Genomic DNA, 21,587 nt, shown 5'->3' on the forward strand with positions numbered 1-21,587 from the left:
CTGTCGGCGCCCGTAGCCATGGGGCTGCCACGATGGCTCGCCTTGCCCCACGCATTTATCAAGTAGTTTCGTCTGCTGCTCAAACAGGACTGAGCTTCGCAGAAAGCCAATCTGTCCGGAGCCAAATGTGAGTCGACCGTGGTCGCCTTGCTTTTTTCCGCTGTGTTAGCATATAGGAAATTAATTACCTTGCTGATCAGTTTGGATGAAACAGCCTCCATGACGAACAAAAAAGAAGCGCGGCGAATTGATCAGGAGATACACTCCCTGACCGCCGGGGCTGATCCATTTGCTGCGGCGATGCGTGCGACCAGAATGCCGATGCTGATCACCGACCCTTCGCAATCAGACAATCCGATCGTTTTCGTAAACGACCCGTTTCTAAAACTGACGGGATACACCCGCGAGGAAACACTTGGACGGAACTGCCGCTTTCTACAGGGGCCAGGTACGAACCTCGAGGATGTCAACAGGGTTCGTAAGGCGGTATCCGACAGGCAGCCCATCGAAATAGATCTTCTCAATTATCGCAAGAACGGCACACCTTTCTGGAATCGCCTGCTGGTTTCCCCAGTCTTCAACGAGGGTGAACTTAGCTACTATTTTGCATCGCAACTCGATGTGACGCGGGAGAGAACGGCAGGGACGTCACCCCGCGACCTCGATGTCGATACTGTGATGCAGCAGAGAATTGCCGATCTGACCGCCGCAGAAGAACGATTGCTGTTTACATTGAAGGCGGGCAGACTTGGCACATGGACACTAAGCTTGCCCGAGGGACGGCTTGTCGCCAGCCAAATATGCAAAGCCAATTTCGGTATTCCTGAGGCCGATACCTTCACGTACGAGAACCTTCGCGCCGCAATCCACCCCGACGATGTTGATCGCTGGCAAGACACGGTTGCGGCTGCGATTGCCGGAGATGGCGAGCTCCACGTGGAGTATCGTGCCTACTGGCCAGACGGTTCCCTCCACTGGATCGAGATCCGAGCGCAGACGATGTATAACGGAAGTGGTCAGCCGACTGTGATGAGCGGCATCTCGATCGACATCACTGAGCGCAAAAAGGCAGAGGAATTCCGAACGCTGATAACTCAGGAGATGGCCCATCGGATCAAAAACATCCTCGCGACGGTTCAGTCTGTTGTAACCCAGTCATTGAGAACTGACGCACCTATTGATGAGATTAGCAGCAACGTTCACGAACGCATTAACGCTCTGGCTCGGTCTCAATCCATTCTGACCGGTGAAAACTTCGAGATCGTTGATTTAAAAAACGCTGTCGAGCGGGCGTTGACGCCGTTCAATGATGACGTGAGGTTTACAATCGATGGACCACAGGTGACACTTTCCTCCGCCGTGAGCGGTGCCCTTATGATGGCCTTGCATGAGCTCGCCACGAATGCTGTCAAGTACGGTGCGCTATCGACTGAGACGGGATGTGTTTCCATCAAGTGGACTGTCGAAGGTGAGCGCTTTCAATTTGTCTGGCACGAAACGAACGGCCCTCGCGTTGCAGCACCCAAACGCAGAGGCTTCGGCACCCGAATGATAGAACGCGCCCTATCGGCCACAGTGCAAGGAGAGGCGAAAATCGAATACCTTTCCGAAGGCCTTCTCTTTACGCTCGACTGTACAACAGGTGATTTGCGTTAAAGAACCACCGTGACGTGAGATATGACAGAATAAGGCTTTGTCAGCGCTGCATCGCACAAAGCCGCGACAAATTGGATTGTGCCCAGTTACGCGCAGCTGCCTGAACATCTTCCAGGCTCGACAGAATGGCACCAATTTCACCACTGACCTTGAGATCAGAACTTATGATACGACACGCGGCCATATCGAGCGTGGCTGCAACCGTGACTTCACTATCAACGGATGGCATTTGTACGAAAGAGTCTTGTCCCGACTGGCAGGTGAGCATCGCCTTTGCTGTGACCGATACGACATTATTGGGAAAAGAGCAGGTATCGAGCGAAACGATGTCGAACCTTGCTGTTTGATTCGGGCCGACGGGGATTTGTTCACAAAGCTGTAGAGTGGAAACTGACCGCGCTATTTGGCTCCAGTTGGGGGTGTTAAGGGCTGAGCGGCAGTCGGCATGCGCCGTCCCGGCGAGCGAGAACATGGTCGCCGAAAGCATACACACGGCTGTGTGTTGACGTGTTGGTTTTCTCATTGCCCGTCCTTCTCAAGCGGGGAGTTATAAGGGCGGATTTATGATCCTGATTTGCGGTGGAACGACGGCAGTGCGGAAATAATCGCATGCGTTACAGTCACCTTTTGCCAAGTTGTTTCAAGGGGGATCAGCGAGAGTTTGATCATTCAGGCTGATGTCAGCATTGTTTTCTATGAGCTGGTTCCCGATGATAAACCAAGGGAACACACAATGCGCATCTTAAAGAAAATTTTTATGACCTGTGCTGCGTTCTGCGTCGCAGCGCCCGTGTTCGCAGCGACTACGATTAAGGTTGTCGAAGGAGGCGAAGGTGGCGGTCCGATGACGTTGACACTCGATCAGTCGACGATCAAGGCCGGTGATACGACGTTTCTGGTTCACAATGACGCCATGACAGAAGAGCACGAAATGGTGCTCGTCAAGCTGAAGTCAGCGGATCAGATGATCTCAATCAACAAATCCAAGAATAGGGTCGACGAGAAGGCCCTGCACAGCATGGGCGAAGTTGCCGAGTTAAAGCCTGGCGCTGACGGGCAGTTGAAAGTTAAGCTAGTTCCCGGATCATATGTCCTGTTATGCAATATCAAGGGCCACTATGGAGCGGGCATGCATGCCATGCTTACGGTCACAAAGTAGACCCGCGCAATCCGTAGGGCACGTTCGATTTTTGAGGCTGGAACATGCAACCTCTGTGATGCTCTAAATGCAATGGTTTAATTGCGACACCGATTAAGCCATTGCATTCTTCGGCCTGCCCGCGTCCTGCTGTAGCTGACAGTCGCCCTTGTGATTTCAAATCAAATGCCCCTAGATGACATGAGCGCATGGACGTGGCGTATCCCGAAGACCAAGTGGCAAGTGCCAATATTCAAACATGGTCCGCATAACTCTTCCGGTTTTTAGCCACAAGTCGGATGCCGTTTTGCCCAACGTGCTACCGCATCCCCGCCACTATCCGGATGCTAATTTGTTTATCTGCTGACCTCTCATGTGCGACAATTGTATTGGAAGAGAACCGTCATGCGAAGCATGACTGACGGTAAACATGATGGGTGGCAAAGTTGGCGCAAAAGGCGCAAGAATAGCGCTCTGCCAGCAAACCACAGTGTGTACACAAACCGTATCGCTGCCGGTAAACAGGAGCTCCAAAATGAATTTGCGAGATATGACAAGGCAGGAATGCGAGACGATGCTAGCGGTTAACCAGATTGGTCATCTCGGCTGCATCTGTGACGAGCGTCCTTATGTTGTTCCAATACGGTATGCTTTCAGGGACGGCGCCTTTTACAGCTTTTCATTACCCGGCAAAAAGATCGACAGTCTTCGACTTAACCCGCACGCCTGCGTCCAGATTGAGCAATTGGTCACACCGGATGAATGGCAGAGCGTCCTTCTCGAGGGCCGTTATCAAGAACTGCCTGACGACGAAAAATGGCATGATGAACATATGTACGCCTGGTCTCTTTTACAGCAGAGGGCCAACTGGTGGGAACCGGGAATGTACAAGTCCAGGGATGCTGTAGGCCTCACTCCCGTTTTCTATAGCATCCAGATTGAAGTTATCTCTGGGCGCCATGCAACAAGGGATTGATCGCAAGCACTATCTAAATCCACTGTTGGTTAAGGATGCTCTGTCGTTATCTTTTACGAACGACTGTGTGCACTGCAGATCAACTCGAGTGACACACGAGGGCTCGTTGGCATGACAATGCTATCTGGTGCAGATCATACGTGAGGTCGGAGCCTCTCGCCTGATAATTTGAGACCCACCAATCGTATTCACGTTCAAGCGAGAACGCCCTGAAGCTCGCGGCTTACCTGCAACAATGATGGCAGATAGGTCTCAATGACCTGTGCCATGGGCTCAGGGGAGGCTGCGAGCCCCGTATTGAGAGCCCCGATGACAATGCCGCGCGCATTTTTAAGTGGGACCGCGACCGATCGCAGCCCTTGCTCGACCTCCTGGTCGACCGCGGCATATCCTTGCTTTCTCACCAGTTCCAACTCTGCCATTATCGCGTCGACATCATTGAGTGTCCGCAAAGTTCTGGCCTGGAGCGGATGGCCCGACAGCATGTCGCGAACGTGATGTTCAGCCAGTGCCGCCAGCATAACCCGCCCCAAAGAGGTGCAGTAGGCCGGAAGTCGGGACCCGGGCATCAGAGCAATCGACATCACTCTTCTCTGCGCTGCACGGGCCACGTAAACGATTTCCGCATCGTCCAGAATAGCAACAGACGTGCTCTGACCGATCTTTTCCGACAGTTGATCAAGCCAAGGCTGGACAATGCGTGGCAATGGCATGGACGCAAGGCATCCTGTTCCGAGCCGCAGCACACGCGGGGTCACGGTGAAGAATTTACCATCATACGCACAGTACCCATGTTCTGCGAGGGTCAACAGGCACCGCCGTGCGGTGGCTCGGTCCAGTCCCGTGATGTCCGCAGTTTGCGAAATGCTCAAACGCGGTGTTTCGGCGGTAAATGCTTCGATAACGCGTAGGCCTTTGGCTAATCCGCCCATCATGTCATTTTGCTTGATGGCCACATCAATTCTCATTTGTGCGATATGTAAACAAATACAGTATATCGCACAATTCGGTTGAGGTCGACAATGGGCAGCGGTAGAAAATTAGACAAGGCTCCTTAACGGGGCCATCGAAGTTACATCCGTGGAGGTCGTAGGATGGACAAGACGAGCCCGAACCTTGCGCAAGCCGTCTCGGAAATTGGTGACGGTGCAACGGTGATGATCGGTGGTTTCGGAGGATCTGGTGCGCCGATTGAACTTATTCACGCACTGATCGACAAAAGGCCGAAAGGCCTGACAGTGATAAACAATAATGCCGGAAATGGCCGGATCGGCATCGCTGCCATGATCGATGCGGGCATGGTCCGCAAAATGATCTGTTCGTTTCCGAAATCGTCTGATCCGCGTGCATTTACTGACAGGTATCTTGCTGGTGAAATCGAACTTGAGCTTGTTCCGCAAGGCACGCTCGCGGAACGTATTCGTGCGGGCGGAGCTGGAATTCCGGCATTCTACACGCCGGCCGCGTACGGCACGGCGCTTGCCGACGGAAAGCCGATCGGCGAGTTTGATGGCAGGCACTATGTTCAGGAGCGTTGGCTCAAGGCCGATTTCGCCATCATCAAGGCTCATCTCGGCGATCGCCATGGAAACCTGATCTACAACAAGGCCGCACGCAACTTCAATCCGTTGATGTGCATGGCCGCTGCCAGAACGATTGTTCAGGTCTCCGGTATCGTCGAACCCGGGGAAATTGATCCCGAACATATCGTGACCCCCGGGATTTTTGTCGATCGTCTTGTCGAGGTCTCACAGCCACAACAGGAAGAGGAACTCATTCGGGCCGGAGTTGCTTACGCATGACAAGCACCATTCACGAAGAAAACAAGCTAAGCAACGCGCAGATTGCCTGGCGTGCAGCCCAGGACATCGCTGACGGTGCCTATGTCAACCTTGGTATCGGTTTTCCGGAGATGGTTGCGCGGTACCAACCGCCCGGCCGGGAAGCGATATTCCACACGGAAAACGGCATCCTCGATTTTGGAGAGGCGCCGAAGGTCGGTGAGGAGGATTGGGATCTCATCAATGCCGGGAAAAAGGCCGTGACTTTGAAGCCCGGTGCCGCGTTCTTCCATCATGCAGACAGTTTTGCCATGGTGCGCGGTGGTCATCTCGATGTCGCTATTCTCGGTGCCTTACAGGTTGCGCAAAATGGAGACCTTGCGAATTGGCGGGTCGGTTCTAAGGGTGTGCCAGCGGTCGGCGGTGCGATGGATCTTGTCCACGGCGCCAAGCAGGTCTTTGTCATCACCGAACACGTGACCAAGAACGGCGAGCCGAAGCTGGTTGAGAAATGCACGTTCCCGTTGACCGGTGTTGCTTGCGTCACACGCATCTACACCAGCCACGCTGTCATCGACGTCGCTCAGGGGCGTTTTGTGCTGAGGGAGAAACTTGTCGGCATGAGCGTTGATGATCTGCAAGCCATGACCGGAGCAGCGCTGCATGTCGACGGGGCGGTCGCCGACCTCGTCGTTCCTGATTTGTGAGGGCAATACCTATGGCCGAAGCTTACATCTGCGACTACGTCAGAACCCCCATTGGCCGGTTTGGCGGGGCGCTTTCCTCGGTACGCGCTGACGATCTCGGAGCTTTGCCGCTCAAGGCGCTTGTCGAACGAAATACTGGCGTCGACTGGGAGGCGATTGGAGACATCATTTATGGCTGTGCCAATCAGGCAGGCGAAGACAACAGGAATGTCGCGCGTATGTCGCTACTTCTTGCTGGGCTACCGGTCTCCGTTAGTGGCACCACAGTCAACCGCCTGTGCGGTTCCGGTATGGATGCGGTGATGACCGCCGCCCGCGCTATTAAATCAGGCGAAGCAGACTTAATGATCGCTGGAGGCGTGGAAAGCATGAGCCGTGCGCCTTTTGTGATGCCCAAGGCGGACACGGCGTTTTCCCGTCATGCGGAAATCCATGACACGACGATTGGCTGGCGTTTCATCAATCCATTGATGAAAAGTCTGTATGGCGTCGATTCCATGCCCGAAACGGGGGAAAATGTTGCGCAAGATTACCGGATTTCGCGCGAAGATCAGGATGCATTTGCGTTTCGCAGCCAGATGAAAGCCGCGGCTGCACAGGAAAATGGCCGACTTGCCCGAGAAATCATCCCGGTTTTTGTCCCGCAGCGAAAGGGCGATGCCATCATGGTTTCCCAAGATGAGCATCCCCGAGCAACAACGCTTGCAGCCCTTGCCAAACTCGGCACACCTTTCAGGAAGGAAGGGGGAACGGTGACAGCGGGCAATGCGTCCGGGGTCAACGACGGCGCTGCCGCTCTCATACTCGCTTCCGAGCAAGCCGCAAAAAAATATGGTCTGACGCCACGTGCCCGTGTTCTGGCCGGGGCGGCAGCCGGTGTTCCTCCGCGCGTCATGGGCATTGGCCCAGTACCGGCCTCTAAGAAGCTGATGACGATGCTCGGCCTCACACAGGACCGCTTCGATGTCATTGAACTCAACGAAGCTTTCGCATCACAAGGCCTGGCAACGTTAAGAGAGCTCGGCATCGCCGATGATGACCCGCGCGTCAATCCAAATGGCGGCGCGATAGCGCTTGGCCACCCGTTGGGTATGTCGGGCGCCCGCATTGCAGGAACAGCCGCGCTTCAACTTTCTCTGGGCAAGGGAAAGTATGCGCTGGCAACAATGTGCATCGGCGTGGGACAGGGTATTGCGATCGCTTTGGAACGGGTTTGAATTTCAACGAAGGGCCGCTCGTAGAAAACGTTGGTGCATACGGCCCATCGCAGCTTCAATATTACGGGCGGGCGCCACAAGGGGTGGTCTGCCGTGTGCTTTACGGTAAAGCTGTTTTTGAGAATGACGGACTTGGGCACTGCTTCATCGCACAAGTCCGTCGCACTTCGTCACAAACAATCAGGCTGCCAGGATGACCTTCATAGCTTTCTCGCGTGCTGCGTTGCCAAAGACATCATAGGCATCGAGGATTTGATGGAGCGCAAATCGGTGCGTGATTAGCTTGCCAGGGTCCAGTTTGCCGCTCGCCAGAGTTTTGAGCAACATCGGCGTCGTGTTGGTGCAAACGAGACCCATCGAGATGTTGATGTTTTTTATCCACAGCTCTTCAATATGCAACTCGACCGGTTTTCCGTGAACGCCCACATTGGCAATCTTGCCACCGGCTGAGACGATCTTCTGGCAAATGTCAAAGGTCGCCGGTACGCCGACGGCTTCAATGGCCACATCGACACCTAGGCCATCGGTAAGGGCGAGAATGCGCGAAACCGCATCTTCCTCTCCGACCTGAACACTGTCTGTTGCCCCGAACTGAAGCGAGAGCGCCAGTCGCGCCGGGTCTGTATCGACCATGATGATCTTCCCGGGCGAGTAAAACTGCGCCGTAAGAAGGGCTGACATACCGACCGGTCCAGCACCGACAATCGCAATAGTATCGCCTGGCTTGACGCCGCCTGCCTGCACACCGATCTCAAGGCCTGTCGGCATGATATCGGACAGCATCACCAACGCTTCTTCATCTGCTCCTTCGGGAATTGGATAAAGCGAGTTGTCGCCATGAGGGATACAAACATACTCTGCCTGCGTGCCATCGATCTTGTGACCGAGAATCCAGCCTCCGTCGGAGCAATGGGCGTAGAGTTGTCGTTTGCAGTTCGGGCAGGCGCCACATGAGGTGACGCAAGAAATGAGGATGGCATCACCCTTTTTAAAGTTGCGTATAGCTGCCCCGACCTCTTCGACAATGCCGACACCTTCGTGGCCAAGGGTTGTGCCCGGTGAGACTGTCGGAACATCACCCTTTAGAATATGCAGATCGGTTCCGCATATGGTGGTTTTGGTGACACGCACGATGACATCGGTGGGTTTGCGAATTTCTGGTTTCGGCTTTTCAACCCAGTCCTTCTTGCCAGGTCCGTTATAAACAAGCGCTTTCATCGAATCCTCCCCTTGGGGCATGCCCTTGAGCATGATTTTGCAGAGATCACACAAACCCGTCTCCTGTCCGGATGGTGAAGAGCCGACTGGCCCTGGTATCATCCTAGACGAAAAGAGCATCGTCATGCCGGCACTGCGTGCTCCAATCCGGAGGTCTGTGATCCAAATGAGAAAGATTGTTCCGGGTTGTTTGGTATTGTGCCGAAACGAGCTGTCTCTCACCGATCAGGTACAGGTTCGCCGCGTCCCACGCCTGTTCGGTTCTGCAACGTTTGTAGAGGTGTTTCTCCGAAGCGCTGGCGATATGAGGCACTCATGATGCTCATATTCACATATCCTCTTGCGGCGGCAACTGAGGAAACAGTGTGCGTTGGTGACGCCTCCTCGAGTGCCTTGCGCAGTCCATCAAGCCGTCGAGCGGTCAGATAATCGTGAGGTGTGATACCACGAAAGCGCCGGAACCCTTCCGAGAGACTACGGGCTGAAATCCCGAGCTGTGCGGCGATCTCCACCACAGTCGGGGCTTTGTGGGCTTGTTCAGCCATCAAGCGCTCTGCGTCGCGAACGTAACGTGGCGCAGCGCTACGCGCGCCCGTTTCGAGATTGAGCCCCGAGGATGCGGCCCATGCGCGCAATAATTCGAGGCAGATCGTTTCCTCGATCCGTTTCTCAATCAGAGGGCTGTCGACGCGATCGCTGTTAGCATTTATCGAAAGGGTTGCGTAATTAAGCAAGGAAAGCCAGGCTGACTGTCCTCGGCCGAACACGATGCGCTTCCTCCACAGGTCGTCTTCTGGTACGAAGCCATACCAGCGCTGTGCCGTCTGCTCCATTAACCTATGGGATATCGTCAGGTTGAGCTGGAGATCACTGCCATCAGCGACGTTCCAGTAATCAGTGCGACTACAATCAACAACATAGCTGTCACCCGGCCTGGTGTCGACGCTCGTTCCGTCGCTTAGAGGTTGGCGCACGCTCCCACGCATCGTGTTGACGACAATGATGTTTCCAGAAGAGGGGTCGAATTCGTCCGCCTTTGTCGGGGTTCCAAAGCAAAAGCGACTGAAAACGATCTGCCCTACGGACAATGTGCGTAGCGTAGCATTGGGATCGGAACCGGCAACCAGCGGCCGGGTCGAGAGCGGCATATAAACCCGGTTACAAAAGGCATTCACTTGAGCCCACTCTCGAGACTCATTCAGCTGACCGTTTAAAAGCGGTTGCCCTTCGGCATCATATATCAAAGCGTGATCCAGCACGTGACATCCTCCACCTCTAGGACATCCTGCCGGAAAACACGAAGATTTCAATCCACCAAAATGCCCCGGAAACGACTGGCTCGATTCAAACCGGTATCTGCCCGTCAGCCGTTCGGTTTATCGTGTCGGGGACTGGATGGATCAGCGCTCGGCGTTAGTGAGGACCGCAGATTATATTTTGTTACCTCAAGCCATGCCCGTCACCCGCGAAGGTCCCAGCATGTCGCCCCCGGTTCCAGGGACTGTACCCGCATGACAGCGAAACAACGAAGACAATACGGCGCGGCAAGGGCCCTAGCGTTATTCGCTGGGCGAATAACAATCGCAAAAAACATTCATTTGTTAAATTTCATGTTCCGTTGGTAAATCGAGAAAAGCGAATTTGACGTCTAAACGTTGATAAAAGAGGGAACTAAAAAATGAAAACAGGCGTACTTCTCGTAACCAGTATCTTGGGCTTGGTTGCCACTCCTGTTCTGGCAAAGGATCTGACGATCGGTCTCAGCGGAACGGTGACGTCGATCGATCCGCATTTCTATAATGCTTCGCCGAACAACTCGATCGCGATGCAGATTTTCGATCGACTGACGGAGCGCACCGCCGAGGGACTGTTGGTCGAGGGGCTTGCGACAAAGTGGGAATCAATCTCCGAAACAAAATGGCGTTTTGCGCTGCGCGATGGCGTCAAGTGGCATGATGGCAAGCCATTTACCTCCGATGATGTGGTTTTCACGCTCACCCGGGCTGGAAGCGTGCCAAACAGCCCGGGTGGCTTTGGCGGCTTCATGCGCAATATTGCGAAAGTCGAGGCGGACGGCGAAAATGCTGTATTGATTGACACAAAGACACCTGCACCGACGCTTCCGGGCGATCTCGCCAATATCGCTATCGTGTCGCGTCATGCAGGTGAGGGGGCAGATACGGCCGATTACAATTCCGGCAAGGCAGCAATCGGGACAGGCGCTTTCCGTTTCACCACATTCAAGCAGGGCATCGAGGTTGGCCTTGAGCGCAATCCTGATTGGTGGGGCAAGAAAGTCGCCTGGGATCACGCGACCTATCGCATGATTTCCAGTGCAAGCGCACGCACGACGGCTGCTCTGGCAGGCGACGTTGATGTCATCGACGCACCTGCTGCAACAGACATCGCCCGTTTCAAGACCACCGCCAACCTCTCATTCGTTAGCACTCCGGGTCTTCGGGTTATTTATCTCGCGCCATCGACATCAGGTGACGCGTGGAAGGCCAATGTGAAGGGAGCAAAGGGAGAGGCGCTGGGCAAAAATCCGCTCGCGGATCCGCGTGTTCGCACCGCTCTTTCGGAAGCGATCAATCGCGAAGGCATTGTCGACAAGATCATGGAGGGGACGGCCACCGCGTCTGGTCAATGGCTTCCAAAGGGCGCTTTCTCCTATACGCCTGACATTCAACCTCCAAAGCCAGACGCCGCTGCAGCCAAGAAGTTACTGGCCGAAGCCGGTTATCCGGACGGCTTCCAGTTGACGGTTCACGTGCCGAATGATCGCTACCCCAATGCGCCTGCCGTTGTTCAGGCTGTTGCTCAGATGTGGACAAGAATTGGCGTGAAGACGAATGTGGAGGCTCTTCCCTGGACGACCTTCTCATCGCGCAAGTCGGAATTTGCGATGAAGCTTCTGGGTCTTGGCAACGCGACCTATGACGCAAGCTCAATGCTGGTCAACGTGCTTGGCACAGTGGATCCAAAACGCGGGCTCGGTGCTGCAAATGATAGCGGTTATTCCAATCCGGCGCTTGATGACCTCGTATCCAAGGCAATGACGATCTACGACGACAAGGCCCGTGAAACGGCGCTCATCGAGGCTGTCAAGGTTGCCGTCACGGACGGAGCCATCATCCCGCTTTACCAGCAGAGCAATGCCTGGGTGATGCGCAAGGGACTGTCTTATGCGCCGCGCATCGACGAGCGTACGCTTGCCAAGGACATTTCCGAATAATCTGGAAATAACAGGCTGGTGTCAAAGCACCAGCCTGCTTCCGGCAATTTGGTGGCGAAGCTATCGGCTCAGATGTCGGCTATAACATTGCAAACCATTCACGAACGGATGGTCAGTATCTTACCTATAACAAGAGGGTATCATGACCCTGTGGATTATCCAGCGCCTGATGCAAGCGATCCTGGTCGCTCTCGCCATGGCCCTGATTGTATTTGTCGGACTTCATCTGATCGGCAGCCCGATTGAGACCTTGCTTCCGCCGGAGGCTACCCACGATGACCGTTTGCGTCTGATCGCCGATCTTGGGCTTGATCGACCTCTTTATGAACAGTTCTTCCTGTTTCTGAAAGGGTTGTTACAGGGTAATCTCGGTGTCAGCTACGTTTACAAGGAGCCTGCGGTCGAGCTCATCTTGTCGCGCTTGCCTGCAACGCTGGAGCTCGCCTTCGCTGCCGTTCTTTTATCGATCATCGTCGGTGTGCCACTTGGCCTTGCCGCTGGCTGGAAGCCCGAAAGCCCCTTTGCGCGCTTCATCATGATTGGTTCGATCTTCGGCTTCAGTCTGCCGATTTTCTGGATCGCTATCCTGCTTATCATGATCTTCAGCGTCCAGCTCGGCTGGCTCCCAAGTTCGGGGCGAGGTGCAACCGAAATCATCTTTGGAATACCGTGGTCTTTTGTCACTCTTGATGGTCTGCGGCACATGCTGTTGCCAGCCGTCAGTCTCTCGCTTTTCAATATTTCGATGGTGACCCGTTTGACTGAGGCTGGCGTGCGCGAGGCTATGTCGAGCGAATATGTGCGGTTTGCCCGAGCAAAGGGACTATCACCAAGACGCATCCTCGGTGTCCATGTGCTCAAGAACGTAATGATCCCCGTCGTCACTGTCGTCGGTCTGGATATCGGGCAGACGATAGCGTTCTCGGTTGTGACCGAAACAATTTTTGCATGGCCAGGTGTCGGCAAGATCATCATTGACAGCATTGCCGCGCTCGATCGCCCAGTCATCGTCGCCTACCTGATGCTGGTGGTCATCATGTTCGTCATCATCAACCTCGTCGTGGATGTCACCTACAGGCTACTCGATCCACGCATTCGGCTTCAGGGAGAGTGACGTGCAAGCGGTTATGAATTCCTCGAAATTTCGGACAGGCCTGCAATTCATGCGGCAGTTCGCACGCTCGCCCCTGGCAGTGCTGGGACTTGTGCTGTTCATCTTGGTCGTCTTTCTGGCCGTGTTTGCGCCCTATCTGTCGCCACAAAACCCATACGACCTGATGCAACTGGACATCATGGACGGGCGTATGGCTCCTGGCGCGCAATCCTCGGCAGGCTTTACATTTCTGTTCGGTTCCGATGATCAGGGACGCGACATGCTGTCGGCCATTTTCTATGGATTGCGGATAAGTCTTATTGTGGGCATTGGCTCTGCGGCACTCGCATTCATCGTCGGCACTGCATTCGGCTTAACGGCGGCCTATGTCGGTGGACGGGTTGAAACTGCGATGATGCGGCTCGTGGATCTTCAGCTTTCCTTCCCAACGATTCTGTCTGCGCTGTTGATCCTCGCACTTCTTGGCAAGAGCGTCGGCAATGTTGTGTTTGCCATTGTCCTGGTAGAGTGGGCGACCTATGCGCGTACGGCCCGCGGGGCCGCCTTGACGGAACTACGCCGGGAGTATGTGGAGGCCGCCCGGTCTTTGCGGCTGCCACATCGGAACATCCTTTTTCGCCAGTTGCTGCCCAACTGTCTGTCACCCCTTGTCGTGCTTCTCACCATGCAGGTGGCACGCGCCATCACGCTTGAGGCAACGCTCAGCTTTTTGGGGCTTGGTGTGCCGGTGACGGAACCGTCACTCGGACTACTGATCTCGAGCGGATACGAATTCATGCTGTCCGGCACATACTGGATCGCGCTTTTTCCCGGCATCGCACTGCTGGTCACGATCTTCGCCATCAATCTCGTCGGAGATCGCCTGCGCCAGTTGCTGGATCCGAAGGCTGCACGGAGATGAGGGCCATGCTTGAAATCAAAGGTCTGAAAACCGAGGTTGTGACGGAGCAGGGCAACGTCACCCTTATCGAAGACATCAACCTCAGCCTTGCTGCAGGCGAAGTTATGGGGCTCGTTGGAGAATCCGGTTCCGGTAAATCCGTAACAGGTCTTTCGATCATGGGTCTGCTCGAAAAGCCCGTAGACGTAACCGGAGGGCAAATTCTGTTCAAGGGGCGGGACTTGCGAACGGTCTCGCAGAAAGAACTCCGGTCCATTCGCGGTAACCGGATTGCGATGATCTTTCAGGATCCGATGTCAACGCTCAATCCTGTGCTTCGCATTGATACGCAGATGATGGAAGTCGTGCATGCGCACGAAGCCGTCAGTAAACAGGTGGCACGCGAGCGTGCACGCGACGCCTTAGGCATGGTCGGCATTCCAAGCCCCGAAGAGCGCCTTAGCGCTTACCCTCATCAGTTTTCAGGAGGTATGCGGCAGCGTGTGGCAATTGCCATCGCCCTTCTCATGTCACCGGATCTGATCATTGCGGATGAACCGACAACTGCACTCGACGTAACGATCCAGGCGCAGATCCTCTCAATCGTACAGAGGCTTGCCCGAGAAAAGGGCACAGCTCTTATATGGGTAACCCATGACCTATCCGTGGTCGCCGGACTGGCTGAAAAACTGTCGGTCATGTATGCGGGCCGTATCGTCGAGCAAGGCATGACTGCCGATTTGCTCAGACGACCTTTGCACCCCTATACAAATGGCCTGATCGCAAGCCTGCCTGCTCATAACAAGCGCGGTGAAAGGCTGAAACAGATATCCGGCACAACACCGTCCGTTGCCTACATGCCCAAGGGGTGTGCGTTTCGTCCGCGTTGCTCGTTTGCCACTGAAATCTGTCTCACCGCCCCAGCGCTCGAGCCGGTCGGGGGACGTCTACTCCGCTGTTTTCACCCGGTCATGGAAGGAGCGCCATCGTGAACAATCGTTTGGAGGTTCGCAACGTCAGCAAGCGCTTCAGTCGTAAATCGGGCGTTGTGGAACGTGGTGCGGAACTGGTGGGGTTGAAAGCGCCCAATCCAGTCGTGCGGGCGCTGGATGATGTCAGTCTCACCGTAACAGAGCGTGAAGTTGTTGGCATCGTCGGTGAGTCGGGCTGCGGGAAATCCACGCTTGGCCGCGTCGTGGCAGGATTGTTGCAAGCGTCGGAAGGTACAGTGCTGTTCCGAGGCAAGCAGCTGACAGAGATGACGAGCAAACACGCCGAAGAGGCGCGGCTGAAAGTCCAGATGATCTTTCAGGACCCGTCGTCATCACTTAATCCGCGCCAGCGTGTGCGTGAGATTATTGGAGCAGCACCCTTGCACCACGGAATGACAACGGGACGCGAGCTCGATGACTATGTCAGCCAGCAGATGGAGCGATCAGGACTTGATCCATCTATGGCAAGCCGTTTTCCACACCAGTTTAGTGGCGGTCAACGCCAGCGCATCGGCATTGCGCGCGCGCTGGCGGTTCAGCCGGACATGCTGATCTGCGACGAATCCGTTGCCGCGCTCGATGTTTCCATTCAGGCACAGATCCTCAATCTCTTCCTTGATCTTCGAGAACAGCTGGATCTGACTTACCTTTTCATAAGCCACGACCTTTCCGTGGTCGAGCATATCTCAGACCGTGTTGTGGTAATGTATCTTGGACGCGTCGTAGAAGAGGCGCCCGTCGCAGAATTGTTTTCGCACCCCAATCACCCCTATACGCGTGCGCTTCTTCAGGAGCGACCAAGTCTTGATCCTGTTCAACGGCTCTTTTCGGCCATTGAAGGCGAAATTCCAAGCCCGCTGTCACCGCCTTCGGGGTGCCATTTCCATCCGCGTTGTCCTTTCGCGATGGCGCGGTGCCGGATGGAAAGACCGGAGCTTCGGACCATCGGTTCAGGGCACAAGAGTGCCTGTCATCTTAACGATTGAACATCCCGCAATCGACAAACCTGAATGTTAAAAGGATTGAAAATGTCAGTTTCCGCACCTTCGGAACGCCAGCCAAAAGCGGTCAGCCAGGAATTTCCCGGGCAGGAATGGGCGAGTGTAAATTCGCCAGAAGAACACGGTCTTTCTGCCGATGTTCGCGAGAAAGTTGACACCATGCTCGATGGGTTGCCAAGCACCTCTTTCATGGCGGTTGCTGGTGGAGAAGTGCTCTATACCTATGGCGATGTATCGGAGGTCAGCTATCTCGCTTCCACCCGAAAGAGCATCCTATCTATGCTGTTTGGTAAAGCCGTTGAAGAAGGGAAGATCGATCTAGATCTCACGATGGCCGATTTGAATATCGACGAAGATCATGGTCTTCTTCCCATCGAGAAGACGGCGACGCTTCGCGATCTGCTGATCAGCAGTTCAGGGGTTTATCACCGCCCCGGCAGCCCGGGCAGCAATACAAAAAACATTCCAGAACGCGGCTCAAAAAAACCAGGTGACTATTTTCACTATAATAACTGGGACTTCAACGTTTTGGGGGCGGCGTTCGAGCAGCTGACAGGCCGCAGTGTCTTCAAAGCTTTTGAAGAGGACTTCGCGGGCCCAATGGGGCTCCAGGACTTCGATCCTTCGCGGCAGCGGATGATGGGATATGAGGGCGCTTCCCGTTATCTGGCCTATCACTTCTTCCTGTCGGGAAGGGATATGGCCCGACTGGCTCTGTCGATGGTGCGCAACGGCCGGTGGAAAGACGAGCAAATCATACCGGCAGAATGGGTCGCGGAAAGCACGTGCATTCGCGTTCCTGCCGACAAGATGAATGAAAGCGAAAAATCCCGAATTGCCGGCTACAGCTACCTCTGGTGGATTCCAGTCGTGCCAAAGAATACTCCTGAATGGGAGGGTGCCTTCGTCGCAGCGGGACATTTCGGACAGTTCATCCTGGCCATGCCAACACTCGACATGGTGTTCGTCAATAGACGCGCTATTCCCGATGACCTAGCGATTGCCCGCAATGACGGAAGCTTCAAGGAAGAATTACCTGCCGTTACCATGGAGCAGTTCCTGAGCGTTGCCGACCAATTCATTACGGCAAAGTTGGGCACCAGATAAGCAATACAGCAATACTTCGCTAGTGACGATCGTCCGTAAAACAAGCGGAGATTTGGTCACGTAGCCAGAGGCTTGCCGGATCGCGTTCCTTTTCGGCAAGCCAGATCATGCTGGTGGATTGTTTTTCTTCCGCAAAAGGTGATTCCAGCAGCAATAATTCTTGTGATCTCTCGAACAGCTTCGCGACGCTTTCCGGCATCATGGCGACAAGATTGCTGCGGGACACAATGGCGACGGCTGCGGAAAAATGCGGTACCACCGCGACGACGCGGCGCTCTAATCCCATCGCATCGAGACGTTCGTCAACCCAGCCGCGACGGCTCGGTGCAGACGTTACCTTGACGTGGCCAAGCGACAACAATGCGTCGAGCGTCAGCGGGTTTTTCGCAGCGGGATTGTTTGCTGACATGATGCAGACGCGTCTCTCGGTGAACAGTGAGGCGCAGCGATATCGCGTTGGAAAATTGTCCGCGGTCATGACCGCGACATCGATGGTTCCTTCATCGAGGTGCTCCTGAACCACCGGAAGAAAATTTCTGTTGTTGTTCACGCCAGTGCGTGGCATGTGGATGACTTCCAGAACACAATGTTCAGCCTCAGAGCGGATGCGCTCCACAAGGCGTGGCATCAGCACGACAGAGAAATAATCGTTCATCCCAATTCTGAACGCACGGTGGGATGTCGCCGGCTCGAATGCGAGTTGCTGGAGCATAACGGATTCGGTGTCTTCGATGATCCGTCGCACCGTCGGAAAAATCTCGGTGCAAAATCGGGTCATCACAAACCCGCCCGATGTCTTCTTGAAAAGTTCGTCGCCGGTGATGGCGCGGACCCGTTTCAAGGCATGGCTCATAGCGGGTTGGGACAGGCCAATATACTCTCCGGCGGCCGTCATGTTGCCTTTTACGACCAGCGCATAGATGACTTTCAAAAGATTGAGATCGACCGATCCCAATTGAAACCGCTGCATGGCAAACCCTGACGTCTCCGCGACAATCCACCGTGATCATATCGCCACGTGTACTGCTTCTAACCGTAAAAGCACACTTGCTCGATAGCAATCGAGCAAGTGCTGTTTCTCATGGGCAACATAGAAATGACGGCCGTTTTAACCACGGCTGCGAAAACAGTGTCAGGCTCTTGCTGCCACGACTGCTTGTGCGATCGCTAGAAATTCGCCAGCCGACACCTTGGTGGGTTCGTAGGTGGTCTTTCCCAGATTTCGGGCCAACGCAAACTCATCCGTGACTGCGCGACGATGGACGATGACAGTATCGATCGCGGGTAGGCATAAAACGAATTGTCCGAAGTTGCCGTTCATCAGAAAGGACCCTTTGAACGCCGGATCATCGGATGTCGGCACCCACCAGAGATAACCATATCCAAGGCCTTCTTTGCTCTTGGTCTGATCCGCCGTAAACCGCATTTTCGTGCTCTGAGCGATCCAGTTTTCCGGCACGATTACCTTACCGTTCCATTTCCCGCCCTGGAGCATCAATTGTCCGAGGCGCGCCATATCGCGAGCAGACAGGAACAGATGATAGGCGAGATAGCGCGATTGATTTTCGTAACCCATCATGCGCTGGCGATCGAAATCGAAGTCCTCAAAGCCCAGCGGCTCGGCAAGATCGTCTTTCAGTGCTTGAAACACGCTCTTACCAGTGCGCTTTTCGAAGATTGCGCCGAGAACGTTAAAGTCCCAATTGTTGTAGAGAAAGACCGACCCCGGTTCCGTTTGGCCACGCTCCGGTGTTTTTGCGTTGCCCCCAGGGCTCCCGGCGGCGTGATAGACACCTGAACTTGATGTCAGAAGGTCTTTGACGCTGGCCGTCTTTTCCCTGGGCAAAAGACCGTCATCTTCATCAATGCCGATCTCGCCAATCGTCATGTCGAGATCGATCTTTCCTTCGGCGACATATCGGCCAAAAAGCATCGACAATATACTTTTTCGAGCAGATGCAAGATAGCTGACATCCGACAGATTGCCGTATCGATAGACGATATCTCCGCCTTGAACCACCATCATGGACGTTGTTGGCATGGGATAGAGCTTTGCTTCCACGTCTGCGAGTTTCGCTGGTGACACCCGACGGACCTGACATCACCCACAGTTTTCCATGGTCTACCAGCATCGGTGTTTGGAGTGGTATTGGTTGCGCTGGCTGTCTGGCTGCTAAGGCCGATCGCGGCGAAGGTTGACGCTGCGGATGCTGCAAGTAGGCAACGTCTTGACAGGTTAGAGCCTGTGACCATTGTGATCCTCCCGTTAATTATTGAGTAGCGTACTGAAGGGCAGATGGAGTTATTTCTCAGAGCAGACAAAGCTAGTCGCTAATTCCATGTCGCCATCGCCTTTGTATTTCGGCCAACTTGGATATTCGCAAAGGGGTCTGCTACGGCCCGTGGTGGATGATTTCGTTGCGTCAACGACAACCGGATTCGAAGGGGGCACGCCGTGTTCCACCCAATTATCGAGTGCCGTTAAATTGTCCCACGTTGGCGAAAAGCGGCCGCCACCATGCGCCAGACCGGGAACGAGATAGAAGCGCATAAAGTCTCTGACCTTCTCCTTGCCCATCTTTGTCACGATAGCTTCAAATAGTTTTGCATTGCCCAGTGGACTAACGCTTGGGTCATCATTGCCCTGAAGCCATATGATTTTGCCTCCACGATCGCTGAAGGCTGACCAGTCCGTTGTTGTCGCACCAATCACGTTGGACAGTTCCACGATCCGATCTTTGAGTTTTCCGGGCTCCCGAATGTCAAAAGACAGCAGGTCAAGCGGCTGATCTCGCTGAACAAAATTCTGCAAAAATTCAAAAGACCGACTTGCGTGAAGCGCGTTCGGTCCCGAGACCGGAGGGATGCGAAGGCTTGCCTCCGATCCTAACTGCATCACGATGCCTTCCAGGCTGTTATAGCCGGGATACTGGTCTATGCCGTTTGCCAACCGATATGGCAGTGAATAGCCCTCATGATAGATTTTCAGTGTTCTATCTATCTGGGCTTTCGTCAGGCAATCTCTGGGATTTCCAGTGACATCCGCCTTGCAGGAGAGGCTCTGGATTAAAGCTGCCGCCTGAGCACGACAGCCTTGAAAATTGCTGACCAAACCATCGTCGGCGCCATCCAGCCCATCGCATGACTTCAAAGACGTCTTTGCAATGTGCTCTACGAGTGCGGGTGGTATCCAGCCAGCAGATTTATCATCGTAAACTGCCCGTGCCAGACCAGCTCCCCACAGCCTGAGCCCAACAAAATTAGCCGTTGGATAATTCGTCAGTATGCCGTCATACGATTGTGGCCAGCGTGACGCTGCCGTGAGCCCTTCGCGACCCCCGGTGGACCCGCCCTGGAAATAAACGCGCTTGACCGGTTTCTCGTAACGTTTTTCTACCAGAACCTTTGCTACATCGAGCACTTTTCTGATGTGCATATAGCCGTAGTTTAACATCGCCTCGTCATTTCTGGCGAAGGAGGCATCATCCGCATTTGCAGCCTGATGACCGGAATCGCTGCCGAAGGTGACAAAACCCTGCGCCAGAGGCGTTGGAACGACGTCTAGACCTAAAGTCGTTTTATCCGTGGTGGGCGGCAGGCTTCCATTGTAGCCACCTCCACCATATTGCAGCAATTTGCCATTCCATGCAGATGGAAGATTAACCTGCCAGACAATGTCGGGGGCCTTTGGATCAACAGGTTTGATCTGCCCGATCACTTTGCAGTATTCACCGTTTTGGTTGGATGTTTCGGACGTCGTAACGAGCGTGGCCGACTGGATTGTGGCACCACTGGTTGGCAGGCTTATCCTGTCCGCTGGAATTGACAGTGCGGCGATCGCCGAACACGGGCCGGATGCATCTGGCGTTGCGGCGAAAGCCGCGGGTGCTGTGGAATAGGCAAGCGAGATCGTCATCACAACGCGTGATGTTGCTCCAAACAAGGATGTCATAATTTCCTCCAAGCCGCCCGGCAACTCCGATTGCCGACAGCACTCCTCTTGCATCAGACTTAGCGGAAAAAAGGTGGTTTCGTGAAATGCAAATAATAGACCTATTGTTGCGTTCGGCGCATGAACTCCGAAGTTCGCACTTGAAACGTCTACAGCCAGGTCATCTCGAACCTGATTAGACACCTGTGGGAATATGGCACCGAAGGTCCGGTTCTGTGGAATCGCGTTTACGATATGTCAGGCTGCCCGCCTCGTAAATTTTGTCGAGAAAACTGAGGAGATTAGGGGTTTAGCTGTCAACACTTGGATGTATTGAACAGAAGTTGGAGAACTTTGTTATGACGACAGTGAGAATTCAAACGTCGATCACATTTCATGCTTGTCAAAATTTGTAAGTGAGCGAACCACATTTGACAATTGCCCCTAATACGCAAAACGCCGGGATTTCTCCCGGCGTTTCTTGTTGCCCTGAGTATTATCAGGCAGCCAGATCGCGAAGAACGGTCTGGAGAATGCCACCATTGTCCATGTAAGTGACTTCATCCAGCGTATCGATGCGGCAAAGCAGAGGAATTTCCTTCACCGTGCCGTCGCCGTAAGTGATCTTGGCGAT

The 21,587-nt window shown here is 54.3% G+C and carries 19 protein-coding genes; 12 read left to right on the plus strand and 7 right to left on the minus strand.

Features of this window, described 5'->3' with window-relative positions:
* Positions 1–138 precede the first annotated feature (138 nt).
* Entirely contained in the window at positions 139–1,656 is a 1,518-nt protein-coding gene (locus M2418_RS24895) for a PAS domain-containing protein (RefSeq protein WP_310503235.1), read from the plus strand.
* A 40-nt stretch (positions 1,657–1,696) separates the two neighbouring features.
* On the opposite strand, the gene M2418_RS24900 is transcribed toward M2418_RS24895, so the two are convergent.
* Entirely contained in the window at positions 1,697–2,179 is a 483-nt protein-coding gene (locus tag M2418_RS24900; protein WP_259149713.1) for a hypothetical protein, read from the minus strand.
* 210 nt (positions 2,180–2,389) lie between these two features.
* Here M2418_RS24900 and M2418_RS24905 point away from each other — a divergent pair, with 210 nt between their 5' ends.
* Both M2418_RS24905 and M2418_RS24910 read left to right on the plus strand, forming a co-directional pair.
* Positions 2,390–2,815: a plastocyanin/azurin family copper-binding protein gene (locus M2418_RS24905; RefSeq protein WP_259149747.1), complete on the plus strand. Its 426-nt coding sequence runs from the start codon at positions 2,390–2,392 to the stop codon at positions 2,813–2,815.
* A 514-nt stretch (positions 2,816–3,329) separates the two neighbouring features.
* Positions 3,330–3,770, plus strand: a complete 441-nt coding sequence (locus M2418_RS24910; protein WP_259149715.1) for a pyridoxamine 5'-phosphate oxidase family protein — start codon at positions 3,330–3,332, stop codon at positions 3,768–3,770.
* A 194-nt stretch (positions 3,771–3,964) separates the two neighbouring features.
* On the opposite strand, the gene M2418_RS24915 is transcribed toward M2418_RS24910, so the two are convergent.
* Positions 3,965–4,726: an IclR family transcriptional regulator C-terminal domain-containing protein gene (locus tag M2418_RS24915; RefSeq protein WP_259149717.1), complete on the minus strand. Its 762-nt coding sequence runs from the start codon at positions 4,724–4,726 to the stop codon at positions 3,965–3,967.
* Between the two features lie 138 nt (positions 4,727–4,864).
* Between M2418_RS24915 and M2418_RS24920 the strand changes: the two genes are divergently transcribed.
* Genes M2418_RS24920 through pcaF form a run of 3 tightly spaced genes read left to right on the plus strand, consistent with a single transcriptional unit; the run spans position 4,865 to position 7,475 of the window.
* On the plus strand, positions 4,865–5,572 hold the full coding sequence (locus M2418_RS24920; protein ID WP_259149718.1) for a 3-oxoacid CoA-transferase subunit A: 708 nt from the start codon (positions 4,865–4,867) through the stop codon (positions 5,570–5,572).
* Entirely contained in the window at positions 5,569–6,258 is a 690-nt protein-coding gene (locus M2418_RS24925; RefSeq protein WP_259149719.1) for a CoA transferase subunit B, read from the plus strand. Before M2418_RS24920 ends, M2418_RS24925 begins: the two co-directional genes overlap by 4 nt.
* Before the next feature lie 11 nt (positions 6,259–6,269).
* Positions 6,270–7,475 (plus strand): 3-oxoadipyl-CoA thiolase, encoded by a 1,206-nt coding sequence (gene pcaF, locus M2418_RS24930; protein ID WP_259149721.1) that lies wholly within the window; start codon positions 6,270–6,272, stop codon positions 7,473–7,475.
* 180 nt (positions 7,476–7,655) lie between these two features.
* On the opposite strand, the gene M2418_RS24935 is transcribed toward pcaF, so the two are convergent.
* Together M2418_RS24935 and M2418_RS24940 are read right to left on the minus strand one after the other, a co-directional pair.
* The gene (locus tag M2418_RS24935; RefSeq protein WP_259149722.1) at positions 7,656–8,693 is read right to left on the minus strand and encodes a zinc-dependent alcohol dehydrogenase family protein; all 1,038 of its coding nucleotides are present in this window, start codon (positions 8,691–8,693) and stop codon (positions 7,656–7,658) included.
* 218 nt (positions 8,694–8,911) lie between these two features.
* On the minus strand, positions 8,912–9,952 hold the full coding sequence (locus M2418_RS24940) for a helix-turn-helix domain-containing protein (protein WP_259149724.1): 1,041 nt from the start codon (positions 9,950–9,952) through the stop codon (positions 8,912–8,914).
* A 419-nt stretch (positions 9,953–10,371) separates the two neighbouring features.
* Here M2418_RS24940 and M2418_RS24945 point away from each other — a divergent pair, with 419 nt between their 5' ends.
* The 6 genes from M2418_RS24945 to M2418_RS24970 all read left to right on the plus strand — a co-directional run bounded on the left by M2418_RS24945 (position 10,372) and on the right by M2418_RS24970 (position 17,022).
* On the plus strand, positions 10,372–11,928 hold the full coding sequence (locus tag M2418_RS24945; protein ID WP_259149726.1) for an ABC transporter substrate-binding protein: 1,557 nt from the start codon (positions 10,372–10,374) through the stop codon (positions 11,926–11,928).
* 142 nt (positions 11,929–12,070) lie between these two features.
* On the plus strand, positions 12,071–13,042 hold the full coding sequence (locus M2418_RS24950; RefSeq protein WP_259149729.1) for an ABC transporter permease: 972 nt from the start codon (positions 12,071–12,073) through the stop codon (positions 13,040–13,042).
* A gap of 13 nt (positions 13,043–13,055) precedes the next feature.
* Entirely contained in the window at positions 13,056–13,943 is an 888-nt protein-coding gene (locus M2418_RS24955; RefSeq protein WP_405049486.1) for an ABC transporter permease, read from the plus strand.
* Positions 13,940–14,914 carry an ABC transporter ATP-binding protein gene (locus tag M2418_RS24960; protein WP_259149731.1) on the plus strand — a complete coding sequence of 325 codons (975 nt, stop codon included), beginning with the start codon at positions 13,940–13,942 and terminating at the stop codon, positions 14,912–14,914. The genes M2418_RS24955 and M2418_RS24960 overlap by 4 nt, the downstream gene beginning before the upstream one ends.
* A complete protein-coding gene (locus M2418_RS24965; RefSeq protein WP_259149732.1) occupies positions 14,911–15,900 on the plus strand; it encodes an ABC transporter ATP-binding protein in 990 nt (329 codons plus the stop codon). Before M2418_RS24960 ends, M2418_RS24965 begins: the two co-directional genes overlap by 4 nt.
* Positions 15,901–15,942: 42 nt before the next feature.
* Positions 15,943–17,022 carry a serine hydrolase gene (locus M2418_RS24970; protein ID WP_259149733.1) on the plus strand — a complete coding sequence of 360 codons (1,080 nt, stop codon included), beginning with the start codon at positions 15,943–15,945 and terminating at the stop codon, positions 17,020–17,022.
* A gap of 19 nt (positions 17,023–17,041) precedes the next feature.
* On the opposite strand, the gene M2418_RS24975 is transcribed toward M2418_RS24970, so the two are convergent.
* From M2418_RS24975 to M2418_RS24985, 3 genes are all read right to left on the minus strand, one after another.
* Positions 17,042–17,992, minus strand: a complete 951-nt coding sequence (locus M2418_RS24975) for a LysR family transcriptional regulator (protein WP_259149734.1) — start codon at positions 17,990–17,992, stop codon at positions 17,042–17,044.
* Between the two features lie 162 nt (positions 17,993–18,154).
* Complete coding sequence (locus M2418_RS24980; RefSeq protein ID WP_259149735.1) at positions 18,155–19,108, minus strand: serine hydrolase; 954 nt, start codon at positions 19,106–19,108, stop codon at positions 18,155–18,157.
* A gap of 216 nt (positions 19,109–19,324) precedes the next feature.
* A complete protein-coding gene (locus M2418_RS24985; protein ID WP_259149736.1) occupies positions 19,325–20,974 on the minus strand; it encodes a tannase/feruloyl esterase family alpha/beta hydrolase in 1,650 nt (549 codons plus the stop codon).
* Between the last annotated feature and the right edge of the window lie 613 nt (positions 20,975–21,587).

This window comes from Rhizobium sp. BIGb0125, from assembly GCF_024810055.1.
Lineage (GTDB): Bacteria > Pseudomonadota > Alphaproteobacteria > Rhizobiales > Rhizobiaceae > Agrobacterium.

What these genes read in the sequence shown, in the direction of transcription:
- M2418_RS24905 (WP_259149747.1), top strand. Translation starts at nt 2,390, where the DNA reads ATGCGCATCTTAAAGAAAATTTTTATGACCTGTGCTGCGTTCTGCGTC.
- M2418_RS24925 (WP_259149719.1), top strand. Translation starts at nt 5,569, where the DNA reads ATGACAAGCACCATTCACGAAGAAAACAAGCTAAGCAACGCGCAGATT.
- M2418_RS24955 (WP_405049486.1), top strand. Translation starts at nt 13,056, where the DNA reads ATGAATTCCTCGAAATTTCGGACAGGCCTGCAATTCATGCGGCAGTTC.
- M2418_RS24985 (WP_259149736.1), bottom strand. Translation starts at nt 20,974, where the DNA reads ATGACATCCTTGTTTGGAGCAACATCACGCGTTGTGATGACGATCTCG.
- M2418_RS24910 (WP_259149715.1), top strand. Translation starts at nt 3,330, where the DNA reads ATGAATTTGCGAGATATGACAAGGCAGGAATGCGAGACGATGCTAGCG.
- M2418_RS24945 (WP_259149726.1), top strand. Translation starts at nt 10,372, where the DNA reads ATGAAAACAGGCGTACTTCTCGTAACCAGTATCTTGGGCTTGGTTGCC.
- M2418_RS24970 (WP_259149733.1), top strand. Translation starts at nt 15,943, where the DNA reads ATGTCAGTTTCCGCACCTTCGGAACGCCAGCCAAAAGCGGTCAGCCAG.
- M2418_RS24935 (WP_259149722.1), bottom strand. Translation starts at nt 8,693, where the DNA reads ATGAAAGCGCTTGTTTATAACGGACCTGGCAAGAAGGACTGGGTTGAA.
- M2418_RS24975 (WP_259149734.1), bottom strand. Translation starts at nt 17,992, where the DNA reads ATGCAGCGGTTTCAATTGGGATCGGTCGATCTCAATCTTTTGAAAGTC.
- M2418_RS24920 (WP_259149718.1), top strand. Translation starts at nt 4,865, where the DNA reads ATGGACAAGACGAGCCCGAACCTTGCGCAAGCCGTCTCGGAAATTGGT.
- M2418_RS24950 (WP_259149729.1), top strand. Translation starts at nt 12,071, where the DNA reads ATGACCCTGTGGATTATCCAGCGCCTGATGCAAGCGATCCTGGTCGCT.
- pcaF (WP_259149721.1), top strand. Translation starts at nt 6,270, where the DNA reads ATGGCCGAAGCTTACATCTGCGACTACGTCAGAACCCCCATTGGCCGG.
- M2418_RS24960 (WP_259149731.1), top strand. Translation starts at nt 13,940, where the DNA reads ATGAGGGCCATGCTTGAAATCAAAGGTCTGAAAACCGAGGTTGTGACG.
- M2418_RS24900 (WP_259149713.1), bottom strand. Translation starts at nt 2,179, where the DNA reads ATGAGAAAACCAACACGTCAACACACAGCCGTGTGTATGCTTTCGGCG.